The organism is Pseudomonas sp. S2_B10 (genome assembly GCF_054668425.1).
The window spans coordinates 941209-961752 of the sequence record NZ_CP162768.1 but is presented as its reverse complement, the minus strand read 5'-3'; the positions used below and the strand labels follow the sequence as shown (position 1 = coordinate 961752).

Genomic DNA, 20544 nt, shown 5'->3' with positions numbered 1-20544 from the left:
TTATGAACGTAACGATTTTGCATGGCTACAGTGCGTCCAACTCCGGTGACGGTCTGCTCGTCGATCTGGCCATTGCTCTGGTGCAGCGTAACTTCGGTGACGACACCGCGATCAGTGTCGTGGCGTCCGACCCCGAGTCGTTCAACTACTTGCCGCACCCGCGTTTCGATGCGCCGGTGATGGCGGCCAAGGGTCTGGGGCGGGTCAAGCAAGCGGTGTTTCTCAATCAGTCCTATGCCGGGCTCGCTGATCTGCTGAAGAAGACCGATCTGATCGTCGGTGTCGGCGGCGGTTACATGCGTTCGAAAAGCGCCTTCGAGCACATCAAGCTGAAGCTCGGCCATGCCAAGCAACTGGAAACCGCGATTCTCAGCAAAGTGCCGTCGGTGTACCTGCCGCAGAGCATCGGCCCGTTCCACGGCGAGAGCAGCAAGATCGTCGAACACTACGCCAGCGCCGATGCGGTGTTCGTGCGTGACAACCGTTCCTCGGCGATTTTTGACGCTTGCGAAAACGTCTACCGCGCGCCGGATCTGGCCGTGCAGTCGCTGGCGAGCAAGATTCTTCAGCAACCGAAATTCACCCGCTGCGCCGCCTCGCCGGCGACGGTGTGCGTGGTGCTGCGCAAGCCGCCGGAGTGGAGCAAAGAGAAGAAGGTCGCCTACGTGGCCAATCTGAAACTGCTGCTGCAGCGTCTGAAGAACAAAAGCAAAGTGGTCTGCGCGGTACAGAGCGCGGTGCGTGGCAACGATGACGGCGCGTTCTACCGCGAGCTGGGCATCAACGAAGACCTGCTGTCGCTGAAGGCAACCATCGCCAAATACCAACCCGATCTGGTGATCTCGGTGCGTCTGCACGGCGCCATCGAATCGCTGCTCTCCGGCGTGCCGGCGTATCACATCAGCTACGAGCGCAAAGGCTTTGGCGCCTATCAGGACATGGGCGTCGAGGACTGGGTGATCAATGGCGGCGACATCGACGTCGACACCATCATCAACACCGTTTACGCGCCCAATGCCTTGGCGGATTTCGGCAAGCGCCTGACTGACACCTGCCGCGAAATCGAAGCGAAAACCGTGGCCATGGACGAAATCATCAAGGGTGTCGTTCGATGATATTTCGGCTGTTGCTTCGCGGCGGAGCCTTGGGCGCGAAGTTCTTGCTGGTGTTGGCCATCACCCATTACCTCGGTTACGAGGCGCTGGGTTTTTACGGTGTGGTGGTCGCGGCTTCGCTGATCGCTTCGAAGTTCTACAGCGTCGGCTTCAGTTCCGAAATCAACCGTTTGATCAGCGTCGGCGGCAGCTCGCGGCGGTTGGTCGACAAGGTTCTGCTGCTGTATCTGGCGGTGGGGCTGTTGTTGTCGGTACTGACGGTGCTGGTCTATTCGCTGTTCCAGTCGGTGGAAGCGACCGCCACGCTGATCCTGTGCGTGACGCTGGTGTTGCTCACTGAGCACCTGTCGTTCGAAATCAATTCCTTCGTGTTTTCTGCGCAGAAAGCCACCGCCGGCGCCTTGCTGTTCTTCGTCAAGACCGGCCTGTGGGCGGTGTTGGCGGTAGGCGGCATGGTGCTCGGCTGGGTCGCGGGCATCGCCAGTGTGTTGTGGCTGTGGGTCGCCGCCAACGTGCTGGTGATCATTGCGGGTTACCTGATCGTGGTGAACGTGCACAAGGGCCGCGAAGCAGCGACGCTGGACACCGCGACGGTGTGGAAGGCCGGGTTGCCGTTCTATCTCGGCACCGGTCTGATCGCCCTGAGTCAGTACGCCGAGCGCTTTCTGATCATCGACCTGGAGCCCTACGCCAGCCTCGGTAAATATGTGTACGCGTGGTCGGCGGCGAACACTTTGCAGGCCTTGTCGTATGCCGTGGTGGCGGTGGTCGGCATTCCGGTGTTGGCCAAGCGTTTCCAGGCCGATCAACAGGCGTTCACGGTCAGGCAACTGTTCGTCAACAAATGGGTGATGCGCTCGCTAGCGGTCTCCGCCGTTGTGGCCGTGGCGATCTATGTGTTTTTCAATGTGCTGCTCGATTACGTCGCCGCCAGCGTGCCGCGTCCCGATAACGCGATTCTCGCGGTGCTGATTTTTTCCTTCGCGTTGCGGGCGATTGGCGACATCGTCTGGGGCGGTTTGATTGCTTCGAAAAACAGCCGGGTGTCGCTGGCCAGCGCGGCGATCTGTCTGCTGATTTCGGTGCCGGTCAGCTATGTGCTGATCAAGCATTACTCGATCTACGGCGCGGCGTGGGGCAATGTTTTCGCCATCGTCGTGCAACTTGGTGTGATTGCAGTGTTGACCCGTGTCACCGGCGCAAAGAAGGCTGCGCTGTCATGGGCCTGAAACTGCCGCGCATCGAGTTTCGCGGGCGCACATTCGATTCGTCGATTTCCTTTCTGATCCTGTTCACCGGACTGTTTCTGTCAGTGGCGATGCCGCTGTTGGTGCCGCGTGATCCGGGGCCGGATGCGATGACCTTGTGGTCGTCGTATGCGCGTGCCGACAACTGCAATTTCTGGAACCCGTTCTCGCCGGATCGCTCGTCCTACGAGTGTTCGGCGTTCCTGCTGCGGCCCACCGGGATCAATCTGACCAATGCCTGGGCCTACGGCATGTTCTGCAATTTCTTCCTCACCGCAATTCCGGTGGTGGTGTTTCGGCGCATGCCGTTGACCATTTTCGGCACCCTGTGCCTGTGGGGCATCGTGCGCTCGTTTTTCCTCGAGAACCTGACCAAGGAAATCATCGTGTCGGTGGCGGTGTTGAGCATTCTGCTCAGCGCATTGACGCGTAAATATCGCGGTGGTTTTTTCCTCTCGGCGGTGATTTACGGTGTGCTGATCCGGCCGTACTGGATTCTGTTTTCGCTGTCGTGGGTCGGCGTCTGCGTGATGAAAAAGTACGTCTCGCGCTTCACCTTCTTTCTGATGCTGTTTCTGTTTTATCTGGCGGTGGCCATGGCCATTCAGCTGGCGCTGGGCTTTCCGGTGTCATCGATCCGCGCGAGCAACAACGAGCTGCGCACGGCGGGCGAGGAGGGCTCGAAGTCGCTCATCGTGTCGTGGCTCAGCGGCAGTGACTTCGTTTCCCAGGCACTGGACTCGATGATCATTTTCTTCCGCCTGTCGTTCCCGGTTGAGCTGATTCTGCTATCCGGGCCGGGGCAGGTGATCTTCGTTGCGCTGATGATCATGACCGCGCTGCTGCTGTTCAAAGTCATCACTTCGACCGACTACAAGGGCGCGCCGATCCAGACCAAACCCAAGGAACTGATCGCGATTCCACTGGCGTTTCTGTTGGTGCAAGGCTTGTTCGAGCCGGACTTCGGTTCCTTCGCCCGCCACTTCTCGATGGTCGTGCCGGTGTTGTTCGTTGGCCTGGGCTTGATGCTGCGCGCGAACAAACCGGCGCAGGTCGAATCAAGAATTCTCACTTAAGGCAGGTGCTCTATGTCGAGCAAGAAAAATCCCTGGAGATCGAAACCCTGCGCGGCCTGGCGTGCCTGCTGCTGGTGCTCTATCACGTCATCGGCCCGCTGGGAGGCGGCTTGAAGATCGACATCGGCTCGCCGTTCCGGGTCATCGCCGACTCGATGGTGTACGTGCGCATGCCGCTGTTCACGTTCATCTCCGGCTACATCTATTCGATCTACAAGATTCGCGGCAATGACTTTTCCGCCTTCTTCGTCGGCAAGGTGCGCCGGTTGATCGTGCCGCTGTTCTGTGTCGGCGTGCCGTTCTCGGTGCTGCAAGCGGTGGGGCCGGGGGTGAACAAGGACGTCGGCGTGATCGATGCGTTGTTGTCGTTCTGGGTGCCGATCAACCACTTCTGGTTCCTGCAGGCGGTGTTCAGTATTTTCATCTTCGTCGGTTTGCTGGAGTGGCGCGGCCTGCTGCGTTCGGCGACGCGGTTGTATGGCTTGTTTGCGTTTGCGGCGGTGTTGTTCCTGCTGCCGCCGCTACCGCTGGATGCGTTCGGTATCAACGGTGCGATTTACCTGCTGCCGTTTTTTGTTGCAGGGATGATCGGTCAAGAAAATGTCGATGTTTTGAAACAGCGTTTCAAAGTGATCGGGCCGCTGCTGTTTGTGTTGATTTCACTGACGCTGTTGTACGTCGCGGCGATCGATCGTGAGCTGATTGTCGATCGCCGCAGCCTGATTGGTTTGACGGTGGGTTGTGTGTCTTGCATCGCGTTGCTGTCGAGTGACATGCGCTCGAAAGCGCTGACCTGGCTCGGCGGGTATTCCTATGCGATTTTCCTTTTTCATGTGCTGTTCGCAGCGACCTCGCGGTTTGTCCTCGGGCGCCTCGGCGTAAAGGATGAGAGTTTGCTGGTGCTTGGTGGTCTGAGTTGTGGATTGCTCGGGCCGGTGCTGTTGGCGATGGTGTTCAGTCGGTTCAATTTCACTTCGGTGTTGTTCCTTGGCGAGCGTGCGGCGAAGAGGAAAGCACCGGTGATTGTCGCTCCGGTGGTGCAGACGCAGAACAGCTGAAAGCTTCGCGAGCAGGCTCGCTCCCACAGAGGTTGTGCGGATTGCGTCTTTTGTGGGAGCGAGCCTGCTCGCGAAGGGGCCATCCCGGACAAAGGAAAATATTCAATGATGCCAGTAGACGCCCCTCAACCAGTCGCCACCTCGGCCATCACGGTAGACGATGCCCGCCAGCGCTTTGCGCAGTGGCGCGACGGCAAGACCGGCAAGGTGCTGGCGGTTTCGGTGATCGGCGACAGCTACACCGCCGGGCAGGATTTCTACCTGAACAAACTGGTGCAGCGAGTGGCCGCCGAGGTGGGTTTTGCCGGCCCCGGTTACGTCGGTTTCAACCACGGCGCGGCGCTGGGCGGCACGCACTTCAAATACACCCGCAGCAGCGACAAATACTTCGGCGGCGGCTGGAAGGTTTCCGACCTGGGCCAGGCCAGCCCGGACAGTCGCACGATCAGCGGCAAGCCGGGTGCCTGGTTGCAAGTCGATGCCAGCCCTTCGCCGCGCATCGATACCACGGTCATTCAGGCGAAACTGTTGTATCTGGGCAATGGCGAGTCCGATGAGTTGCGCTATCGCTGGTCGCCCGCCCAAGACTGGCAACCGTTGAAACTCGCAGGCTCAGGTGTTCAGGAAGTCGCGCTAGCGGGCGCTCCATCAGCCGCAGACTGGTCATTCAGACTGGAAGTGGTGAAGGGCGCGCCGACACTGTTCGGCCTGTGGCTGGGTAACCATCAGCAGGGCGTGCGAGTGTCGAAACTGGCGGCCTCCGGCGCGGCATCGGCGGATTTCTATCACGCCGATCCGCAGTGGCAGACGCAATGGAAAGCTGTGGTGTCGAAGATTCCGGCCGACGTGTACCTGATCATGCTCGGCGGCAACGATCAGGGCTTCGGCGTCAAACCTGCGCAGTACCTGCAGAACGTTCAGGGCCTGGTGAGCATGCTGCGCGAGATCCAGCCAGCGGCGAGCATCAACCTGATCATGCGTCAGGACACTACGCGCTCCAGCGCTTACCCGATGTCGGCCTATGCGCAGGTGCTCGAACCGTGGGCGCGGGAGCAGCAGCTCGGTTTCGCCAACCTGCAATGCGCATTCGGCCCCGACGTCAAACGCTACGCCAGCGCGATGATCGGCCCGGACAGGATTCATCCGTTGCCGGCCACGGGCGGGAAGGTGATTGCCGATTATTTTTATGGCTGGATAACTGGTACGAGTACCGGTTGCGACGATTCGCCACCATGATCGTTCCCACGCGGAGCGTGGGAACGATCAATGCTGACTGTGCCGCCGCTTTCGCGAGCAGGCTCGCTCCCACAATGGATCGGCGTGAAGCCCGGGTGATCAGGCGTCGTGCTTGAAGGCGTCGATGAGCCCCAGCAGTTCGTCAAGCTTGCGCGGCATCAACCGCGCATCACAACGGGTTTCAACATTAATGATGATCGCCGGGTCGTTGCAGCAGATGCGCACGCGAAAGCGCCAGTCGCTGAAGATCACTTTCAGGCCATCGCGGTCATCCATTTCCAGCGCCTGTTCGCCATACAACGCCTTCAGGTGCGCGAGCAGCGGATAGGGATCACGCAGCGGCCGGCGAATATCGCCGGACGCAGGAAACACACCGATCCGCTCCACCAGCAGAATCGTGCCCAGCCAGGTTTCGTTGGCGCTGGGCAGCGGTTGATGGCGCGACAACCAGCTCATCACCCCGAGGTTGCCCACCTCACGTTCAATCTCTGTCGAATGTTGTGCAATGTTCATGGTTGCCTGCCTGTGGGGAGAGAAAAGCCGTCTCAGCGGCCTTTGAGGTACACGTTGTCGTAGCAGAAATTGGTCGCCTGCAAGTAACCCTCGGCATCGCCGCAATCGAAGCGCAGGCCTTTGAATTTGTAGGCCAGCACGCAGCCGTTTTGCGCCTGTTTCATCAGTGCGTCGGTGATCTGGATTTCGCCGCCCTTGCCCGGTTCGGTGTCGGCAATCAGGTCGAAGATGTCCGGGGTGAGGATGTAGCGCCCGATGATCGCCAGGTTCGACGGCGCGTCCTGCGGCGCCGGTTTTTCCACCATGTTGTTGACCCGGTAGATGCCCTCGGAAATCAGCTCACCGGCAATCACGCCGTACTTGTGAGTCTGGTCGGCCGGGACTTCCTGGATGGCGACGATCGAGCAGCGGAATTTCTTGTACAGCTGGATCATCTGCGACAACACGCCATCGCCGTCGAGGTTCAGGCACAGGTCGTCGGCCAGCACCACGGCAAACGGCTCGTCGCCGATCAATGGGCGGCCGCTGAGAATGGCGTGGCCCAAGCCTTTCATTTCCACCTGACGGGTGTAGGAGAAGGTGCAGGTGTCGATCAGCTCGCGGGTGCCGGCGAGGAATTTCTCTTTTTCGGTGCCGCGAATCTGGTGCTCGAGTTCGTAGCTGATGTCGAAGTGGTCTTCCAGCGCGCGCTTGCCCCGGCCGGTGACGATGGCCATGTGTTGCAGGCCGGCGTCCCGTGCTTCTTCAACGGCATATTCGATCAACGGCTTGTTGACGATCGGCAGCATCTCTTTCGGCATGGCTTTGGTCGCCGGCAAGAAACGCGTGCCGTAGCCGGCAGCGGGGAACAAACATTTACGAATCATAAAAGTATCCTGGACAGTCATGGAACACAGGCGACGGTTGCGCACCAGAAAGTGGCGGCAAGTTTCAATGATTATTGAAGGCTTACTTTAATACCCGAGTCAGGTTGTTGCTGGCAATTAGTTGCGCTGTTAAAAAGCGCTAATGTTATGAGATGTCGACTACTTGGTTATTAGTTATTTTTAGTCGGTATCTGTCGATAGTGATAAGTGTCCAGGGAGTGCTAATAAGTACCCGTCAAACAGTTTGACCGGCAAAAATAATTATTGCCAGTGGTTGAACTAAATTTGTTTGAGGTTGTTGTCGCCCTGTTTGTGTGAATTGCTCCGCATCTCCACCAGGCATGGCTTGACACGCTACCGGGTATTTATTCAATGACGGACCGCGCTATGAAGATTCTGGTAACGGGTGGTGCCGGCTATATCGGCTCGCATACCACACTTGCATTGCTTGAAGCAGGTTATGAAGTTGTCGTTCTGGATAATCTTTGTAACAGCAGCGACGCAGCACTTCACGCCGTTGAAGCCATTTGCGGCAAAAGTGCATGGATGATTCGCGGCGATGTTTGCGATCGGCCGCTGCTCGACCGGATTTTCCGCGAGCATCAGATTGACGCCGTGCTGCACTTCGCTGGGTTGAAAGCCGTGGGCGAGAGTGTGCGCAAGCCGCTCGAATACTACGAAACCAACGTCGGCGGCAGCATCACCCTGTGTCAGGCGATGGCAGCGGCGGGGGTGCTCCGGCTGGTGTTCAGTTCCTCGGCGACGGTGTACGGCGAGCCTGAAGAGATGCCGATTCGCGAGGATTTTCCTACAGGCAATCCCACCAATCCCTACGGCCAGTCCAAGCTGATCGTCGAGAACGTGCTGCGCGACCTGAGCCTCGCCGAGCCGCGCTGGAGCATCGCGCTGCTGCGCTATTTCAACCCGATCGGCGCCCACGCCAGCGGGCACATGGGCGAAGACCCCAACGGCATCCCGAACAATCTGGTGCCGTATATCAGCCAGGTCGCAGTCGGCAGCCTGCGCGAGCTGTCGATCTTCGGTAACGATTACCCGACCGCCGATGGCACCGGCGTGCGCGATTACATTCATGTCGTCGATCTGGCGGATGGGCATTTGAAAGCGTTGCAGTCGATCAGCGAGCGCACCGGCATTCACACCTGGAACCTCGGCACCGGCGATGGCTACAGCGTGCTGCAAGTGCTGCATGCCTTCGAACAGGCCTGCGGGCGGCCGGTGCCGTACCGGATGATGCCGCGCCGCGCCGGTGATATCGCCGAGAGTTTTGCCGATGCTTCGAAAGCGGCGAAAGAACTCGGCTGGAAAGCCACGCGCAACTTGCAGGACATGGTTGCCGACACTTGGCGCTGGCAGTCGAATCATCCCAATGGTTATTCAGGGTGATGGCCATTTAGTCCGATGTTAGTTTCAGTCAGGTTGTTAGATAACGTCGGGAAATTACACTGGCAATGCCTTTTGCAAGTCCGTAGATATAAACCTGCCGTTCGACTTTAGCAGTTGCACAGGACTGTGAAAGAACAACGGATCTTGTTCGCGCTCTTTGCGGACTTGAAAGCTACCAGCTCTGACACAGATCTGTTTTTTAACAGTTCGAATGTTAGAAAGGAGTTGTTATGAAAAAAGTGATGGCAGTTGCCCTGTTGACGATGTTGAGCAACTGGGCTGCCGCCGCTGAAGCACCGTTGACAGCGGTAACCAATGTAGGTGGCAGTGTGGCGGCTTCGCAAGCGCCCGCGGCCAGTACTGCAATGGTTGCCAGTGCTGTAGCGGCGTCCAACAGCGGTGGCAGTGCCAACGGCGGTACCACCGGTACGACGGGTACCACCGGTACAACCGGCACGCATAACTAACAGGAACATTTGTTAGTGCAGTACAGAGTCGCCCGACGCAAGTCGGGTGACTTTGTTTTTTGGATTCGCCCTTGAATAGCGTAGTGCCATTATGACTCGTAGTGTTTATCTTTTAATGTTGGCAAGTCTCGCTTTGCAAGGTTGCATGTTTTCCCCCGGCCAGTACCTGAGCACCAGCGATATCACCCGCCAGGGTGCCAGCGAAAGCAGTCGGGTCGAGCTGATCCCGATCACCCCGAAGCTGATCGCCATGAACCGCGCCACGCAAAAGCGTGAGTCACTGCCGGCGGAGCTGCTGGTAACGCCGGCGGAATATCGCATCGGCAACAACGACGTCTTGTACATCACCGTCTGGGATCACCCGGAGCTCACCGCCCCCTCCGGCGCGCAACAACAGATTGATGCCAACGGCCGACTGGTGCGCTCCGATGGCACGCTGTATTACCCGTTCATCAAGGAAGTCCAGGCCGCCGGCCGGACCATCCAGCAACTGCGCGCGGACATCGAACAACGCCTGTCGGCATTCATCGCCGAGCCGCAGGTCGACGTCGCGGTGCTGCGCTTCGCCAGTCAGAAAGTCGTGGTCACCGGCGCCGTGACGAAGGCCGGCCCGCAAGCGATTTCGACCAATCCGCTGAGTGTGGTCGAAGCCCTCGGTTCCGCTGGCATCGACACCAATAACGCCGACTTGTCGGGCCTGCTGCTGACGCGCAACGGGCGGGTCTATCCACTCAATCTCGACTCGCTCAATCAGCAGGATTCCGAACTGCAGAACGTCTACCTCAAGGGCGGCGATCAGCTGTATCTGCCGTACAACGACAACAAGCGCATCTACGTCATGGGCGAGGTCAACCAGCCGCGCGCGCTGAGCTTCAAGACCGCAACCATGAACCTGTCCGACGTGCTCGGTTCGGTCGGTGGCCTGAGTCAGACCAGTTCCAATGGCAACGCGGTGTACGTGATTCGCGGCGTGGAAAATCTCGACGTCGAGCCGGCGAAGATCTATCAGCTCGAAGCCGAATCACCGACCGCCATGGCGCTGGCTTCGCACTTCCAGGTGCGGCCACAGGATGTGGTCTACGTCGGCCCGGCCAACGTCACTCGCTGGAACCGTTTCATCAGCCAGTTGGTGCCGTCGGCGTCGATTGTCGGCACCGGGGCTTCGGCAGCGAAGAACTGGAGCGAATACAGCAACAACAGCAAATAAGGCCGCCCGACTGTGAACCTATTGAAAGTGGGCGTCTGCCTGATGGCGGCCTCGTTGCTGTGCGGCTGCAATCCTCTGATGAGCGCGTCGCTGAACAACCTCAAGGCCGCCGTCGTCGGCCCCGACGAGGTTGATGTGACAGCAGCTGAGGTCGCCGGGGTCAACTACCCGCAACTGAAACTGACCACACCGTCCGGCTCAGGCGTGCTGGCGCTGGTGCGCGAGCGCGAAGACCTGCAATTCTGGGTCGCCTCCGGCAAGCAGGTTTTGCTGCTGCGCGATGGCCTCGCCGTGCGCAGCATCGGCCTCGGCCTGCAAGGTGATCTGGATGGCACGCGGCTGGCCGATGACTCGCCGTTCAAGCACGGTCTGCATCACGTCGTCGACGGTTTCACCACACGGCGCTGGATCGATCTGTACAAGGGCCAGGAAGTCGGCGTGATCGTCAACAGCCGCTTTTCGCGCCGTTCCACCGAGACCCTGGAGATTCTCGACAAGGCTTACTCGGTGCTGCGCGTCGATGAACAGATTGACGCGCCAGCCATCGGCCTCAGCGCGACCAACCGTTACTGGGTCGACCCGCGCGACGGTTTCATTCTGCAGAGCGAGCAACAACTGACCTCGCAATTGCGCGTGAAGCTGGTGCAATTGACTCCTGACCGCAGGCATCTGCCGTGAAGCGCTTAAGCCTAATCGCGGCGGGTCTTTTCCTGATCGCTGGGGCGAGTCAGGCCGCCGTCACTGTGTCCGGCGACGTCGCCAATCCCGGTCCGATCGCGTTGCCGCCGGGTGGACGCCTGTTCGATGTGATCAGCGAAGCCGTGCCCAATGCCGAAGGCTATTGGCTGGCGGGCGGCTTGTTGCGCCAGTCGCTGGTCGAGGAACAGACGCGGCTCAAGGTCGGCGTGCTGTTCGATCTCGAGGTGCTGCAACGCATGGCGACGCTGTTCGATCGGCCAAGCCGCGCGGCACTGGCGCAGCGCATTGCCGAAGAGGTTCGACAAATGCCAGTGACCGGACGGCAGATCGCTGACCTCGATCCGGTGGCGGTGGAAGTCGGCTTCGCGCGCAACATTCGTCTGGATGACGGCGATCGGCTGATCTATCCGAAACGGGTTGATGAAGTGCAGGTGTTGGGCGCGGTCACCGAGCCGTGCCACCTGCCGTACCAGCCATTGCAGGAGGCCCGCGAATACCTGGAAGGCTGCTCGATTCTCGACGATGCCGAGGCCGATTACCTGTGGCTGATCCAGCCCAACGGCGTGTCGCGGCGCGTCGGCATCGCGCACTGGAATCGCGAGAGCGGGCAGTTTCCGGTGGCCGGCAGCAGGATTCTGGTGCCGATAAAAAATGATGATCTTGATCCGCCTCTTCCTGAATTGAATCAGCAGTTGGCCGAATTCATTGCCACGCAGCTGGCCGAGGTGGTTCGTTGAAGTTACGTTTCGCAGCTGTGTTGTTATTGCCCTGCGGTCTGGCCCACGCCGAGCCGCGCATCACCCAGAATGACTTCGGCGGCGCCGGTCTGTTGCAGACGCCGACGGCGCGCATGGCCCCGGCCGGCGAGCTGAGCGTCAATGCCAACCGCACCGACCCGTACAGCCGCTACAGCGTGTCGTTGCAACCGCTGGACTGGCTCGAAGGTTCGTTTCGCTACACCGCGATCACCAACCGGCCCTACGGCTCGGAGGCCCTCAGCGGCAGCCAAAGCTACAAGGACAAGGCGGTCGACGCCAAAGTGCGCCTGTGGCAGGAAAGCCACTGGGCGCCGGAAGTGGCGCTGGGCTTCCGAGATATCGGTGGTACCGGTTTGTTCTCCAGCGAATTCTTCGTCGCCAACAAGCGCTTCGACAATTTCGATTTCAGTGCCGGCATCGCCTGGGGCTACATCGGTAATCGCGGCGACTTCGACAACCCGCTGGGCTACGTCAGCAGCCGCTTCGATACGCGCCCGGCGCTGGAAGGCACCGGTGACGTCAACTCCGGCTCGTACTTTCGTGGCAAGCCTTCTCTGTTCGGTGGCTTGAGCTACCAGACGCCATGGGATCGGCTGAGCCTGAAGCTGGAATTCGAAGGCAACGACTACAAGAACGAGCCGAAGGACAACGAGATCAAACAGGACTCGCCGATCAACCTTGGCGCGGTGTTCAAGGTGACCGATTCGATCGATCTGAGCGCTGCCTGGGAACGGGGCAATACGGCGATGTTCGGCGTGACCTTTCACACCAATTTCGTCAGCCGCAAGGCGCCGGCCAAGACTTACGATCCGACTCCCGAACCGCTGCCGGCGAAGGCGCCGACGACCTCGATGGAACAGGTCAACTGGGCCGATGTGTCGCGGCGTTTGCAGCAGAATGCCGGGTACAAGGTCGAGCGCATCAGCCAGCGCGATTCCGAACTGATCGTCTATGGCGAGCAGCAGCGTTATTTCCATTCGTCCAAAGCCGTTGGCCGCGCGAGCCGGATTCTCGACAACAGCGTCAACGACGACATCGACTGGTTCACCGTGGTCAACAAGCGCTATGACTTGCCGCTGGAAGAAACCAGCCTGCCGCGCCAGACCTTCCGCGAAGTGATCAACAACGAAGAACCGTTGGAGGCGCTGCACCGCACCACCGAAATCAACCCGGCGATGCCGCACAACGAGACAACCCTCTACACCGAAGCGCCGCAGCATTTCAGCTATGGCGTGGGTCTGGGCTTCAAGCAGAACGTCGGCGGCCCGGATGGTTTGCTCTATCAATTCAGTGCTGATGCGGACGCGGAATATCGCTTCAACCGCAACACCTGGTGGAGCGGTTTGCTCAGCGCCAACCTGGTCAACAACTTCGACAAATTCGTCTACGACGCGCCGAGCGGATTGCCCCGCGTGCGCACGGATTTGCGCCAGTACCTGACGACGTCAAACACGACCATGCCGTTGTTCCAGCTCAGCCATGCCGAGCAGTTGGACAAGGATCTGTACGGCATGGTGTACGGCGGCTATCTGGAATCGATGTTTGCCGGCGTCGGCGCGGAAGTGTTGTTCCGCCCGACCGGCGAGCGCTGGTCGCTGGGCGCGGACCTGAACTGGGTGCGCCAGCGTGATTTCGATCAGGGCTTTGCCTTGCGCGATTACTCGGTAGTGACCGGGCATATCACCGGCTATACCGACCTGCCGTTCGACACGCTGGCGGCGGTCAGTGTCGGTCGCTATCTGGCCGGCGATTGGGGCACGACCGTGGACATCTCGCGTGAGTTCTTCAATGGTGTGCGGGTCGGTGCCTGGGCAACCATCACCACGGCCAGCAGCGCCGAATATGGCGAAGGTAGTTTCGACAAGGGCCTGTACCTGTCGATCCCGTTCGACGAAATGATGAGCATGTCGACCATGCGCCGCGCCAACCTGGTCTGGGCGCCACTGACCCGAGATGGCGGCGCCAGACTGAGCCGCAGCTATCAACTGCACTCGATGACGGATAGCCGGGAAGGGGACATGTTCTATCGCAACTTCGAGAAGATTACCGAGTAAGCGCTGGTCTGTGGGAGCGAGCCTGCTCGCGAATGGTCCGGCACATCCAATATCTCCAGTGCCTGACACACCGCTTTCGCGAGCAGGCTCGCTCCCACAGTTGATCGGCGTCACGCCACACATCCAGGTCATCACCCGAATCCCTGTGGGAGCGAGCCTGCTCGCGATAGCTTCGTGTCAGCCGACATCGTCATTGACTGACCCACCGCCATCGCGAGCAGGCTCACTCCTACAAGGTTTGTGCCGGTAGTCGATACTGGTTACCAAAATCCCGCCCACAAAAAAGGGGACTTTCGTCCCCTTGTGATCTGCAGCGCTGAGCCTCAGTAAATATCCTTCGACAACAACGTAAACGGCGTCTTCACGAGGATCTTCAGATCCAGCCACAACGACCAACTGTTGATGTACTGCAGGTCGATCTCGACACGCTTCTGCATCTTGTCGATGGTGTCGGTCTCACCCCGGCAGCCGCTGATCTGTGCCAGGCCAGTGATGCCCGGTTTGATTCGGTGACGGGCCATGTAAGCGAGGATCTTGCCCGAGTAGTAATTGTTGTGCGCCACCGCATGCGGCCGTGGCCCCACCAGCGCCATGTGCCCCTGCAACACGTTGAACAACTGCGGCAACTCATCCAGCGAAGTGCGGCGAATAAAACGGCCTACTGCGGTGATCCGCGAGTCATTGCGGCTGGCCTGTTTTACTTCGCGGTCATCGTGGACACGCATCGAGCGGAATTTCCAGACCTTGATCACCTTGCCGTTCCAGCCATGGCGGTCCTGCTTGAAAAACACCGGGCCGGGCGAGTTGATTTTCACCGCCAGAGCGATGATCAACAGCAGCGGACTGAGGGCGATGATTGCCAGGAATGCCACGGTTTTCTCAACCAGACTCTTGCTCAGGGCAGCGGTCGGGCGGCTGGTCAGCGGGCTTTCGTTGAGGTAAATCGCCGGCAGGCCGTCCACGACTTTCACCGAGTGGTTGAGCAGGGTCAGGCTGTTCAAGTCCGGCACCCACACCACATCGACGTTGGCCCCGAGCAAATCGACATACATCGCTTCGATCTTCGCGGCTTCGCACAGGGGCAGGGTGATGTACAAACGACGGATGTCGTGGGCTTCGATCAGCTCAAGCAACTCGTCCTGAGCACCAACGACACGCGGTGCATCGGAGCCGAGAGCGGGCTTGTCTCCGTTGCTGACCAGCCCGATCAGCGGCAGGTTTTCCAGTTGGCTGAGTTTCTTCGCCAGGCCCAGCGCCAGTTCGCCAGTGCCGACAATCAGCGTCCGGTGTTCGCTTTTACGCGAACGCTGGTAGAACTTGGAAAATGCATGCAGCGGCGCGTAGAGAAACGCCTGACCGAGGAAGCCGTACACCGCCCAACTCAGAATCACCTGACGGGAAAACAACTCATCGGCCTGGCAGACAAACGCGATGCACGCCAGCGCGGCCATGGTCATCGACCAGCCCATGAACAAGCGGCCGAGGCCGGTCAGGTAGTTGTCGCGTTTGCGATAAACGCCGCTGAATGTGTAAGCCGGCACCGAGGCCAGGACGGCGAGGGTGGCGCACATTCGGTAGTAGAACGCGACGGTGCCGGTGTGCTGTTCAGCGAGGATGAACAGCAGCGTCACAACGAAAGCCTGTGCCAGCGCCCATTGGCCCCAAAAGGTCAGTCCCTTGAGGCCCGTGCTTCGATTAATACTGAGAGAAAGATCCATACGATATCCCCAAAAGACGTCCATTCAGGTTTCAACAGTTGAAAGCCGAGTTGTTATGCAGACTTATTGTTTTTGTTTTAGCGAGTGTCTTGAGGTAACAACATCGAGAGCCGAACTGTCGTCAGCCAATAGACTAAGTTATTGTCGGGAATGGTGTCTGACGAGTTCTAACAAGATGGCACAGTGCCAACTTTTTAATAATTCAATAGATGGCTGTTAGAAAAGGTCGTAGAGCGGGGGATGAAAAAGCGGGGACGTATTTGTTACTGTTGAAGGGTGGAGGCAGGGAAGCTTTTATCGAATCAGGGAGGGTAAGCCAAACAGAGTGCTCTTCTTGTTGTTGTAGTCGCACTTTATATCTGTTTGTCTCGATTTGAAGGTCGTCTTCGGTTACGCAACGACTTCCTGGATCAGGCAATATCCGCGATTTCTTACGGCTCGGAACAATCGCTCGCCATTACTCGCACTCTTGAACTTGTCCTGCAATCGGCTCAGGCACATTTCCAGGCCACGGTATTGCTCGGGCTCCCGACCAATGCTGATGATCAAGTCATCACGACTGACCACGCGCTCTTCATGGCTGAGCATTTTCCTCACCAGCGCGGTTTCCAGGCCAGTGAGGCTGATCGCAACATTGTCCTTGAGCAACACGCCTTGTTCATCGTCAAGATGCCAGGTGTCGCTGCAAGGCTCAGTGCTCTCGCTGATATTGGAGATATGAGCGCGTTCTGCACTGCGGGTCGGGAAGCTTTGAAACGGATTGTCTGTCTGCGCGGCTCGCCATTCATTTTCAAGAGTGGCCAGTATGCGTTGAGTATCATGTTCGATACTGCGCGCAACATTCTTTCGGCTGAGGCTTGGGTAACTGAACTCCATGACCATCGGGGCGGAAGAGGGCGAAGCAACACCTTCAACAAACATTTGTGCCTGCGACGTGCCAAACGAATTGAAACGCTCACTGGACAAGATGCTTTCCAGTTCACGTTGCGACGTTGTGCTGTGCGTCACAACAACAAAATATTTTCTGGGGAGGGTTGTACTCGTTTCCATGTCTCTCTCCTAAATACACACCAAAATTGGCTAAAAGATAAATCGGCAGGCGAGCAATGACTTCCTCGGAAGTAATCGTAGGCAGGGTTCTGGCCGAAAATGGCCATCGATAAATTCCACTCGATCTGCTGCTATGTTATGGAGTTTTATTGTTATGTGGCGTGATGCCGTGCTCATTCAAGTGCTTGAGTTTTAATAAGTATGAGGCGCAATTGGAACGATATGGCTGCATCAGACGATCCTTCGTACGTATGCAAAAGGGAAGACTGCCCGAGACTCAGGCAGTCGATATCAGGCCCCGCATCAGGCGATAGCCGTAGCCGCGGATGCTCTGAATCGCGTTTGTACCATACATGTCCTTGATTTTTCCACGCAAGCGACTGATTGATTTTTCCAGTGCCCGAGGATCGTAGAAATTGCTGTTGAGGCCCATGATGCTGGCGATTTCATCATGACTCAGAATGTGATTGCCGGTGTGCGCAAAGGCTTCGAGAATCTTCATTTCGGCGAAAGAGATATCGAGTTTGCGCCGACTGTCCATCAGGCAGATTCGCGTCGGATCAAGCGTGAGATTGATATCTCGTTGCCAGTCTTCGCTGTTGAAGAACTCCGCGAGCAAGTCTTCGCTGTCATCGCTCAATGTGTTGAGCTTGATACAGGCATCCGCCCCGGCGAGGAAATATTTGATCTTGTTGACGGCACCGCGGCCGGTGACAATTGCGCAAATAAGCGGCTTCAAGTTGTCATCGCGCAGGTTTTGCACCAGGGCCAGATTTTCTTCGATGGCTTGTGGACTATCGATGATGACGAAAATGGCGCGGTAGGAACCGATGTAACCGTGCTGCTTATATGAACTAGTGAAAGCACCTGTTTCCAGAGTCATATCGGGCTGCACGTGCTTTGCGATTAGCGATCTCAAATGATCAGCCACACCCAGTGTACGACCCAGCGCAAGAACACCGGATTCATCATTTGTCGGGCGCGGACTTCTCGTCGCCAAGTTCCCTGAGAGCATCATGCGTTGACTCGAATTAGGTGCTGACATCGGGATGTTAAAGCACCGGTTCTCATCTGTGACTGACAATTGGTAACATTTACACGGATTTTAGACGTGTCTCCCGAGTTTTCTAACAATAACTAAGCTTTTCAGACTTTTAGTTGATTTTCTCGAGCTTGTGAACTAATGCGTAAGTGATGGCTATATGCAATGGTGCCACTATTTTGAGCTTGTGACGATGGCGTTGTCTATGTCCTTTTGCCACTGATTGGCCATGTCAACAATGTGTGAAGTTGATCACACTTCATATCTGAACTGAAATATTTGTTGTAATAGATGTAAATTTTGTCCGTTTAGTTCATCGGCCGACGATTACTAACATGACTTGAGTGTGGCAGTCCGTTAAACCTATTCTTCGAAATCAAAAGGTCGCGGCCTTCGGCAGCTTCTACATGGAAATGCATTCCAAATGTAGGAGCTGTCGAAGGCTGCGATCTCTTTAGATCTTTATATGCGCCAATTGTGTAATTCAGATACTCAACCCCTGAGTGTTATTGACTGGTCGCTCACCCTGAGTGCTCTGACGGAGGATTAATGGATTTCTGGACCCTTTTCCAGGTATTGATATTAGGCGCGGTTGAAGGCCTGACCGAGTTCTTGCCCATCTCGAGTACCGGCCACCAGATTATTGTCGCCGACCTGCTCGAGTTTGGCGGCGAACGCGCCATGGCGTTCAACATCATTATTCAACTGGGGGCCATTCTTGCGGTGGTCTGGGAGTTTCGTCCGAAGATCTTCGAAATCGTCAAAGGCCTGCCCACCGAGCGCAACGCGCAACGTTTCACCCTTAATCTGCTGATCGCGTTTTTCCCGGCCGTTGTCCTCGGTGTGTTGTTCGCCGACGCGATTCATGAATACCTGTTTAACCCGATCACCGTTGCCGTCGCCCTGGTTGTCGGCGGCATCGTCATGTTATGGGCCGAACAGCGAAGCCATGTGGTCAGCGTCGAACATGTCGATGACATGCGCTGGTCTCACGCGTTGAAGGTCGGTTTCGTACAGTGCCTGCGCGATGATTCCCGGCACCTCACGCTCCGGCTCGACCATCATCGGCGGTCTGCTCTTCGGCCTCTCGCGCAAAGCCGCCACCGAGTTCTCGTTCTTCCTCGCCATGCCGACCATGGTTGGCGCTGCCGTGTACTCCGGCTACAAATACCGCGACCTGTTCCAACCCAACGACCTGCCTGTCTTCGCCCTCGGCTTCGTCACCGCATTCATCTTCGCCATGATCGCCGTGCGTGGCCTGCTCAAATTTATCGCCAACCACAGCTATGCCGCGTTCGCGTGGTATCGGATCGCGTTTGGTTTGTTGATTCTGGCGACTTGGCTGTTCGGCTGGGTGAACTGGACCGCCGCAGCGGCCGCCTGATCACTGAGCGCTGATCAACGCCGCCACGGCGAGATCATTTAACCCCGAATCCGCCGACTCCTGGCGATAGCGCTGCAAGGCCGAGGTGAAATACGCGGCTTGCAGCATGCCGTCGCTGGCCAGATAGAGTCGCGCGTCTTCTTGCTCCTCGGCAGAGTAAACACGCTTGTGACTGTCGGTCGTTTCCTGGCTAGACGAAATAGGTGCGAGGATCAAAGACACCAAAGTGAAGCCGGAAAACTGCGTCACCTCCCACGGCGTATCGGTACGGCCCATGCAAAAGCCATCGCAGTGCGCATAAACGTTGGAGGTGAAGCTGAACAAAGCGAGGAGGGTGAAACGCTTGAAACCTGAACAAGTAAACGCGGGCATAAACGAAAGACATCCTGTCAGTACATCAAAACACCGGGCAACGCTCATGCGTCGCCCGCACGCTCAATCCATCAATCAACGACCTTCAAGCAACTCAGCCGCCTGATCCAGCAACGCCAGCGGATCCTTGGCCTTGTGAATATCCACCGACAACAACTGACGGAATTTCCGCGCCCCGGGGAAACCGGTGCCCAGGCCCAGCACATGCCGAGTGATGTGATGCATCGCCCCACCGGCCAGCAGATGTTCGGCGATATACGGCCGCAACTGCGCCAACGCCTCAGCCCGACTGATCACCGGCGCGGTACTGCCGAACAGTTGCTGATCGACCTCCGCCAGCAAATACGGATTGTGATAAGCCTCACGCCCCAACATCACGCCATCGAACGTCTGCAGATGCTCATGGCAGGCCTCCATGGTCTTGATCCCGCCATTCAGCACAATCTCCAGCTCCGGAAAATCCGCCTTCAGCTGCGCCGCGACGTCATAGCGCAACGGCGGAATGTCACGATTCTCCTTCGGCGACAACCCCTCCAGAATCGCAATCCGCGCATGCACGGTAAAACTCGTGCAGCCGGCATCCCGCACAGTACCGACGAAATCACACAGCTCAGCGTAACTGTCCCGACCGTTGATCCCGATGCGATGCTTCACCGTTACCGGAATCGACACCGCATCACGCATCGCCTTCACACAATCGGCCACCAACTGCGGATGCCCCATCAGGCACGCGCCGATCATGTTGTTTTGCACACGATCACTCGGGCAGCCGACGTTCAGGTTCACCTCGTCGTAGCCGTGTTCCTCGGCCATGCGCGCGCAGGCGGCGAGATCCAACGGAACACTACCGCCGAGCTGCAAGGCGAGCGGGTGCTCGGCTTCGTTGTGGCGGAGGAAACGCTCGTGATCGCCGTTGAGCAGCGCGCCGGTGGTGACCATTTCGGTGTAGAGCAGGGCGTTCTTCGACAGGAGGCGTAGGAAGTACCGGCAGTGGCGGTCCGTCCAATCCATCATGGGTGCCACACTGAAGCGGCGAGACGGCTCAGGCATGGATTTTACTGGGCTGAAGCTCTGATTCTGGACCATTTTACTCAACGTGTTTTCGGCGTGCTTTTGGGCGTTTTCAAGGGTGTTCAGCATCTGGTTGGTACGATGTACCAATTCGAAGCCAATGCGTACCACTTTCGTTTATGGCAGCTGTCAGGACATGAAAACTGGCGGATGGCAGCATGCGCTACACCGCATCCGGCGGAATGGAGTGCAAGTCTACCAAGACAG

At 57.9% G+C, this 20544-nt stretch carries 18 protein-coding genes and 1 pseudogene; 12 read left to right on the top strand and 7 right to left on the bottom strand.

All coding sequences use genetic code 11. The annotated features are described in order from the left end of the window. Window positions 1–2 precede the first annotated feature (2 nt). The 5 genes from AB4O45_RS04180 to AB4O45_RS04160 all read left to right on the top strand — a co-directional run bounded on the left by AB4O45_RS04180 (window position 3) and on the right by AB4O45_RS04160 (window position 5732). Window positions 3–1115, top strand: a complete 1113-nt coding sequence (locus AB4O45_RS04180; protein ID WP_041477306.1) for a polysaccharide pyruvyl transferase family protein — start codon at window positions 3–5, stop codon at window positions 1113–1115. Next, window positions 1112–2344, top strand: a complete 1233-nt coding sequence (locus AB4O45_RS04175) for an oligosaccharide flippase family protein (protein WP_460161109.1) — start codon at window positions 1112–1114, stop codon at window positions 2342–2344. The genes AB4O45_RS04180 and AB4O45_RS04175 overlap by 4 nt, the downstream gene beginning before the upstream one ends. Further along, window positions 2335–3438, top strand: coding sequence for a hypothetical protein (locus tag AB4O45_RS04170; protein ID WP_071173035.1), 1104 nt, complete (start codon window positions 2335–2337; stop codon window positions 3436–3438). The genes AB4O45_RS04175 and AB4O45_RS04170 overlap by 10 nt, the downstream gene beginning before the upstream one ends. A gap of 5 nt (window positions 3439–3443) precedes the next feature. Then, window positions 3444–4496, top strand: coding sequence for an acyltransferase family protein (locus AB4O45_RS04165; protein ID WP_460161108.1), 1053 nt, complete (start codon window positions 3444–3446; stop codon window positions 4494–4496). A gap of 105 nt (window positions 4497–4601) precedes the next feature. Continuing rightward, window positions 4602–5732, top strand: a complete 1131-nt coding sequence (locus AB4O45_RS04160; RefSeq protein WP_460161107.1) for an SGNH/GDSL hydrolase family protein — start codon at window positions 4602–4604, stop codon at window positions 5730–5732. Between the two features lie 99 nt (window positions 5733–5831). On the opposite strand, the gene AB4O45_RS04155 is transcribed toward AB4O45_RS04160, so the two are convergent. After that, window positions 5832–6245, bottom strand: a complete 414-nt coding sequence (locus AB4O45_RS04155; RefSeq protein ID WP_016770593.1) for a mannose-1-phosphate guanylyltransferase — start codon at window positions 6243–6245, stop codon at window positions 5832–5834. 32 nt (window positions 6246–6277) lie between these two features. After that, a complete protein-coding gene (gene galU / locus AB4O45_RS04150) occupies window positions 6278–7111 on the bottom strand; it encodes a UTP--glucose-1-phosphate uridylyltransferase GalU (RefSeq protein ID WP_460161106.1) in 834 nt (277 codons plus the stop codon). 387 nt (window positions 7112–7498) lie between these two features. On the opposite strand from galU, the gene galE reads away from it, so the two are divergent. The 6 genes from galE (at window position 7499) to AB4O45_RS04120 (ending at window position 13700) form a co-directional block, all read left to right on the top strand. Then, window positions 7499–8515: a UDP-glucose 4-epimerase GalE gene (gene galE / locus AB4O45_RS04145; protein ID WP_460161105.1), complete on the top strand. Its 1017-nt coding sequence runs from the start codon at window positions 7499–7501 to the stop codon at window positions 8513–8515. Window positions 8516–8745: 230 nt separating this feature from the next. Continuing rightward, on the top strand, window positions 8746–8982 hold the full coding sequence (locus AB4O45_RS04140) for a hypothetical protein (protein WP_016775457.1): 237 nt from the start codon (window positions 8746–8748) through the stop codon (window positions 8980–8982). 91 nt (window positions 8983–9073) lie between these two features. Beyond that, window positions 9074–10189, top strand: a complete 1116-nt coding sequence (locus tag AB4O45_RS04135; RefSeq protein WP_172667912.1) for a polysaccharide biosynthesis/export family protein — start codon at window positions 9074–9076, stop codon at window positions 10187–10189. 12 nt (window positions 10190–10201) lie between these two features. Next, window positions 10202–10867 (top strand): YjbF family lipoprotein, encoded by a 666-nt coding sequence (locus tag AB4O45_RS04130; RefSeq protein WP_256810650.1) that lies wholly within the window; start codon window positions 10202–10204, stop codon window positions 10865–10867. Then, window positions 10864–11625, top strand: a complete 762-nt coding sequence (locus tag AB4O45_RS04125) for a capsule biosynthesis GfcC family protein (RefSeq protein WP_256810652.1) — start codon at window positions 10864–10866, stop codon at window positions 11623–11625. The genes AB4O45_RS04130 and AB4O45_RS04125 overlap by 4 nt, the downstream gene beginning before the upstream one ends. Beyond that, on the top strand, window positions 11622–13700 hold the full coding sequence (locus AB4O45_RS04120; RefSeq protein WP_256810654.1) for a YjbH domain-containing protein: 2079 nt from the start codon (window positions 11622–11624) through the stop codon (window positions 13698–13700). The genes AB4O45_RS04125 and AB4O45_RS04120 overlap by 4 nt, the downstream gene beginning before the upstream one ends. A 323-nt stretch (window positions 13701–14023) precedes the next feature. Here AB4O45_RS04120 and AB4O45_RS04115 read toward each other — a convergent pair whose 3' ends face one another. From AB4O45_RS04115 to AB4O45_RS04105, 3 genes are all read right to left on the bottom strand, one after another. Further along, on the bottom strand, window positions 14024–15418 hold the full coding sequence (locus tag AB4O45_RS04115; RefSeq protein ID WP_056791447.1) for an undecaprenyl-phosphate glucose phosphotransferase: 1395 nt from the start codon (window positions 15416–15418) through the stop codon (window positions 14024–14026). A 390-nt stretch (window positions 15419–15808) separates the two neighbouring features. Beyond that, on the bottom strand, window positions 15809–16468 hold the full coding sequence (locus AB4O45_RS04110; protein ID WP_122508334.1) for a winged helix-turn-helix domain-containing protein: 660 nt from the start codon (window positions 16466–16468) through the stop codon (window positions 15809–15811). A gap of 277 nt (window positions 16469–16745) precedes the next feature. Continuing rightward, window positions 16746–17486 carry a winged helix-turn-helix domain-containing protein gene (locus AB4O45_RS04105; RefSeq protein WP_256810660.1) on the bottom strand — a complete coding sequence of 247 codons (741 nt, stop codon included), beginning with the start codon at window positions 17484–17486 and terminating at the stop codon, window positions 16746–16748. Window positions 17487–18059: 573 nt separating this feature from the next. On the opposite strand from AB4O45_RS04105, the pseudogene AB4O45_RS04100 reads away from it, so the two are divergent. Beyond that, a pseudogene (locus tag AB4O45_RS04100) lies at window positions 18060–18894 on the top strand (undecaprenyl-diphosphate phosphatase). Here the strand turns inward: AB4O45_RS04100 and AB4O45_RS04095 are convergent. Together AB4O45_RS04095 and dusA are read right to left on the bottom strand one after the other, a co-directional pair. Then, window positions 18895–19314 (bottom strand): DUF2388 domain-containing protein, encoded by a 420-nt coding sequence (locus tag AB4O45_RS04095; RefSeq protein ID WP_252884584.1) that lies wholly within the window; start codon window positions 19312–19314, stop codon window positions 18895–18897. A gap of 27 nt (window positions 19315–19341) precedes the next feature. Continuing rightward, window positions 19342–20316, bottom strand: a complete 975-nt coding sequence (gene dusA / locus AB4O45_RS04090; protein ID WP_256810666.1) for a tRNA dihydrouridine(20/20a) synthase DusA — start codon at window positions 20314–20316, stop codon at window positions 19342–19344. Between the last annotated feature and the right edge of the window lie 228 nt (window positions 20317–20544).

Excerpts from the sequence above, each read along its gene's own strand:
- AB4O45_RS04180 (WP_041477306.1), top strand. The coding sequence starts at position 3 with ATGAACGTAACGATTTTGCATGGCTACAGTGCGTCCAACTCCGGTGAC.
- AB4O45_RS04175 (WP_460161109.1), top strand. The coding sequence starts at position 1,112 with ATGATATTTCGGCTGTTGCTTCGCGGCGGAGCCTTGGGCGCGAAGTTC.
- AB4O45_RS04170 (WP_071173035.1), top strand. The coding sequence starts at position 2,335 with ATGGGCCTGAAACTGCCGCGCATCGAGTTTCGCGGGCGCACATTCGAT.
- AB4O45_RS04160 (WP_460161107.1), top strand. The coding sequence starts at position 4,602 with ATGATGCCAGTAGACGCCCCTCAACCAGTCGCCACCTCGGCCATCACG.
- AB4O45_RS04155 (WP_016770593.1), bottom strand. The coding sequence starts at position 6,245 with ATGAACATTGCACAACATTCGACAGAGATTGAACGTGAGGTGGGCAAC.
- galU (WP_460161106.1), bottom strand. The coding sequence starts at position 7,111 with ATGATTCGTAAATGTTTGTTCCCCGCTGCCGGCTACGGCACGCGTTTC.
- galE (WP_460161105.1), top strand. The coding sequence starts at position 7,499 with ATGAAGATTCTGGTAACGGGTGGTGCCGGCTATATCGGCTCGCATACC.
- AB4O45_RS04140 (WP_016775457.1), top strand. The coding sequence starts at position 8,746 with ATGAAAAAAGTGATGGCAGTTGCCCTGTTGACGATGTTGAGCAACTGG.
- AB4O45_RS04135 (WP_172667912.1), top strand. The coding sequence starts at position 9,074 with ATGACTCGTAGTGTTTATCTTTTAATGTTGGCAAGTCTCGCTTTGCAA.
- AB4O45_RS04115 (WP_056791447.1), bottom strand. The coding sequence starts at position 15,418 with ATGGATCTTTCTCTCAGTATTAATCGAAGCACGGGCCTCAAGGGACTG.
- AB4O45_RS04110 (WP_122508334.1), bottom strand. The coding sequence starts at position 16,468 with ATGGAAACGAGTACAACCCTCCCCAGAAAATATTTTGTTGTTGTGACG.
- AB4O45_RS04105 (WP_256810660.1), bottom strand. The coding sequence starts at position 17,486 with ATGATGCTCTCAGGGAACTTGGCGACGAGAAGTCCGCGCCCGACAAAT.
- AB4O45_RS04095 (WP_252884584.1), bottom strand. The coding sequence starts at position 19,314 with ATGAGCGTTGCCCGGTGTTTTGATGTACTGACAGGATGTCTTTCGTTT.
- dusA (WP_256810666.1), bottom strand. The coding sequence starts at position 20,316 with ATGCCTGAGCCGTCTCGCCGCTTCAGTGTGGCACCCATGATGGATTGG.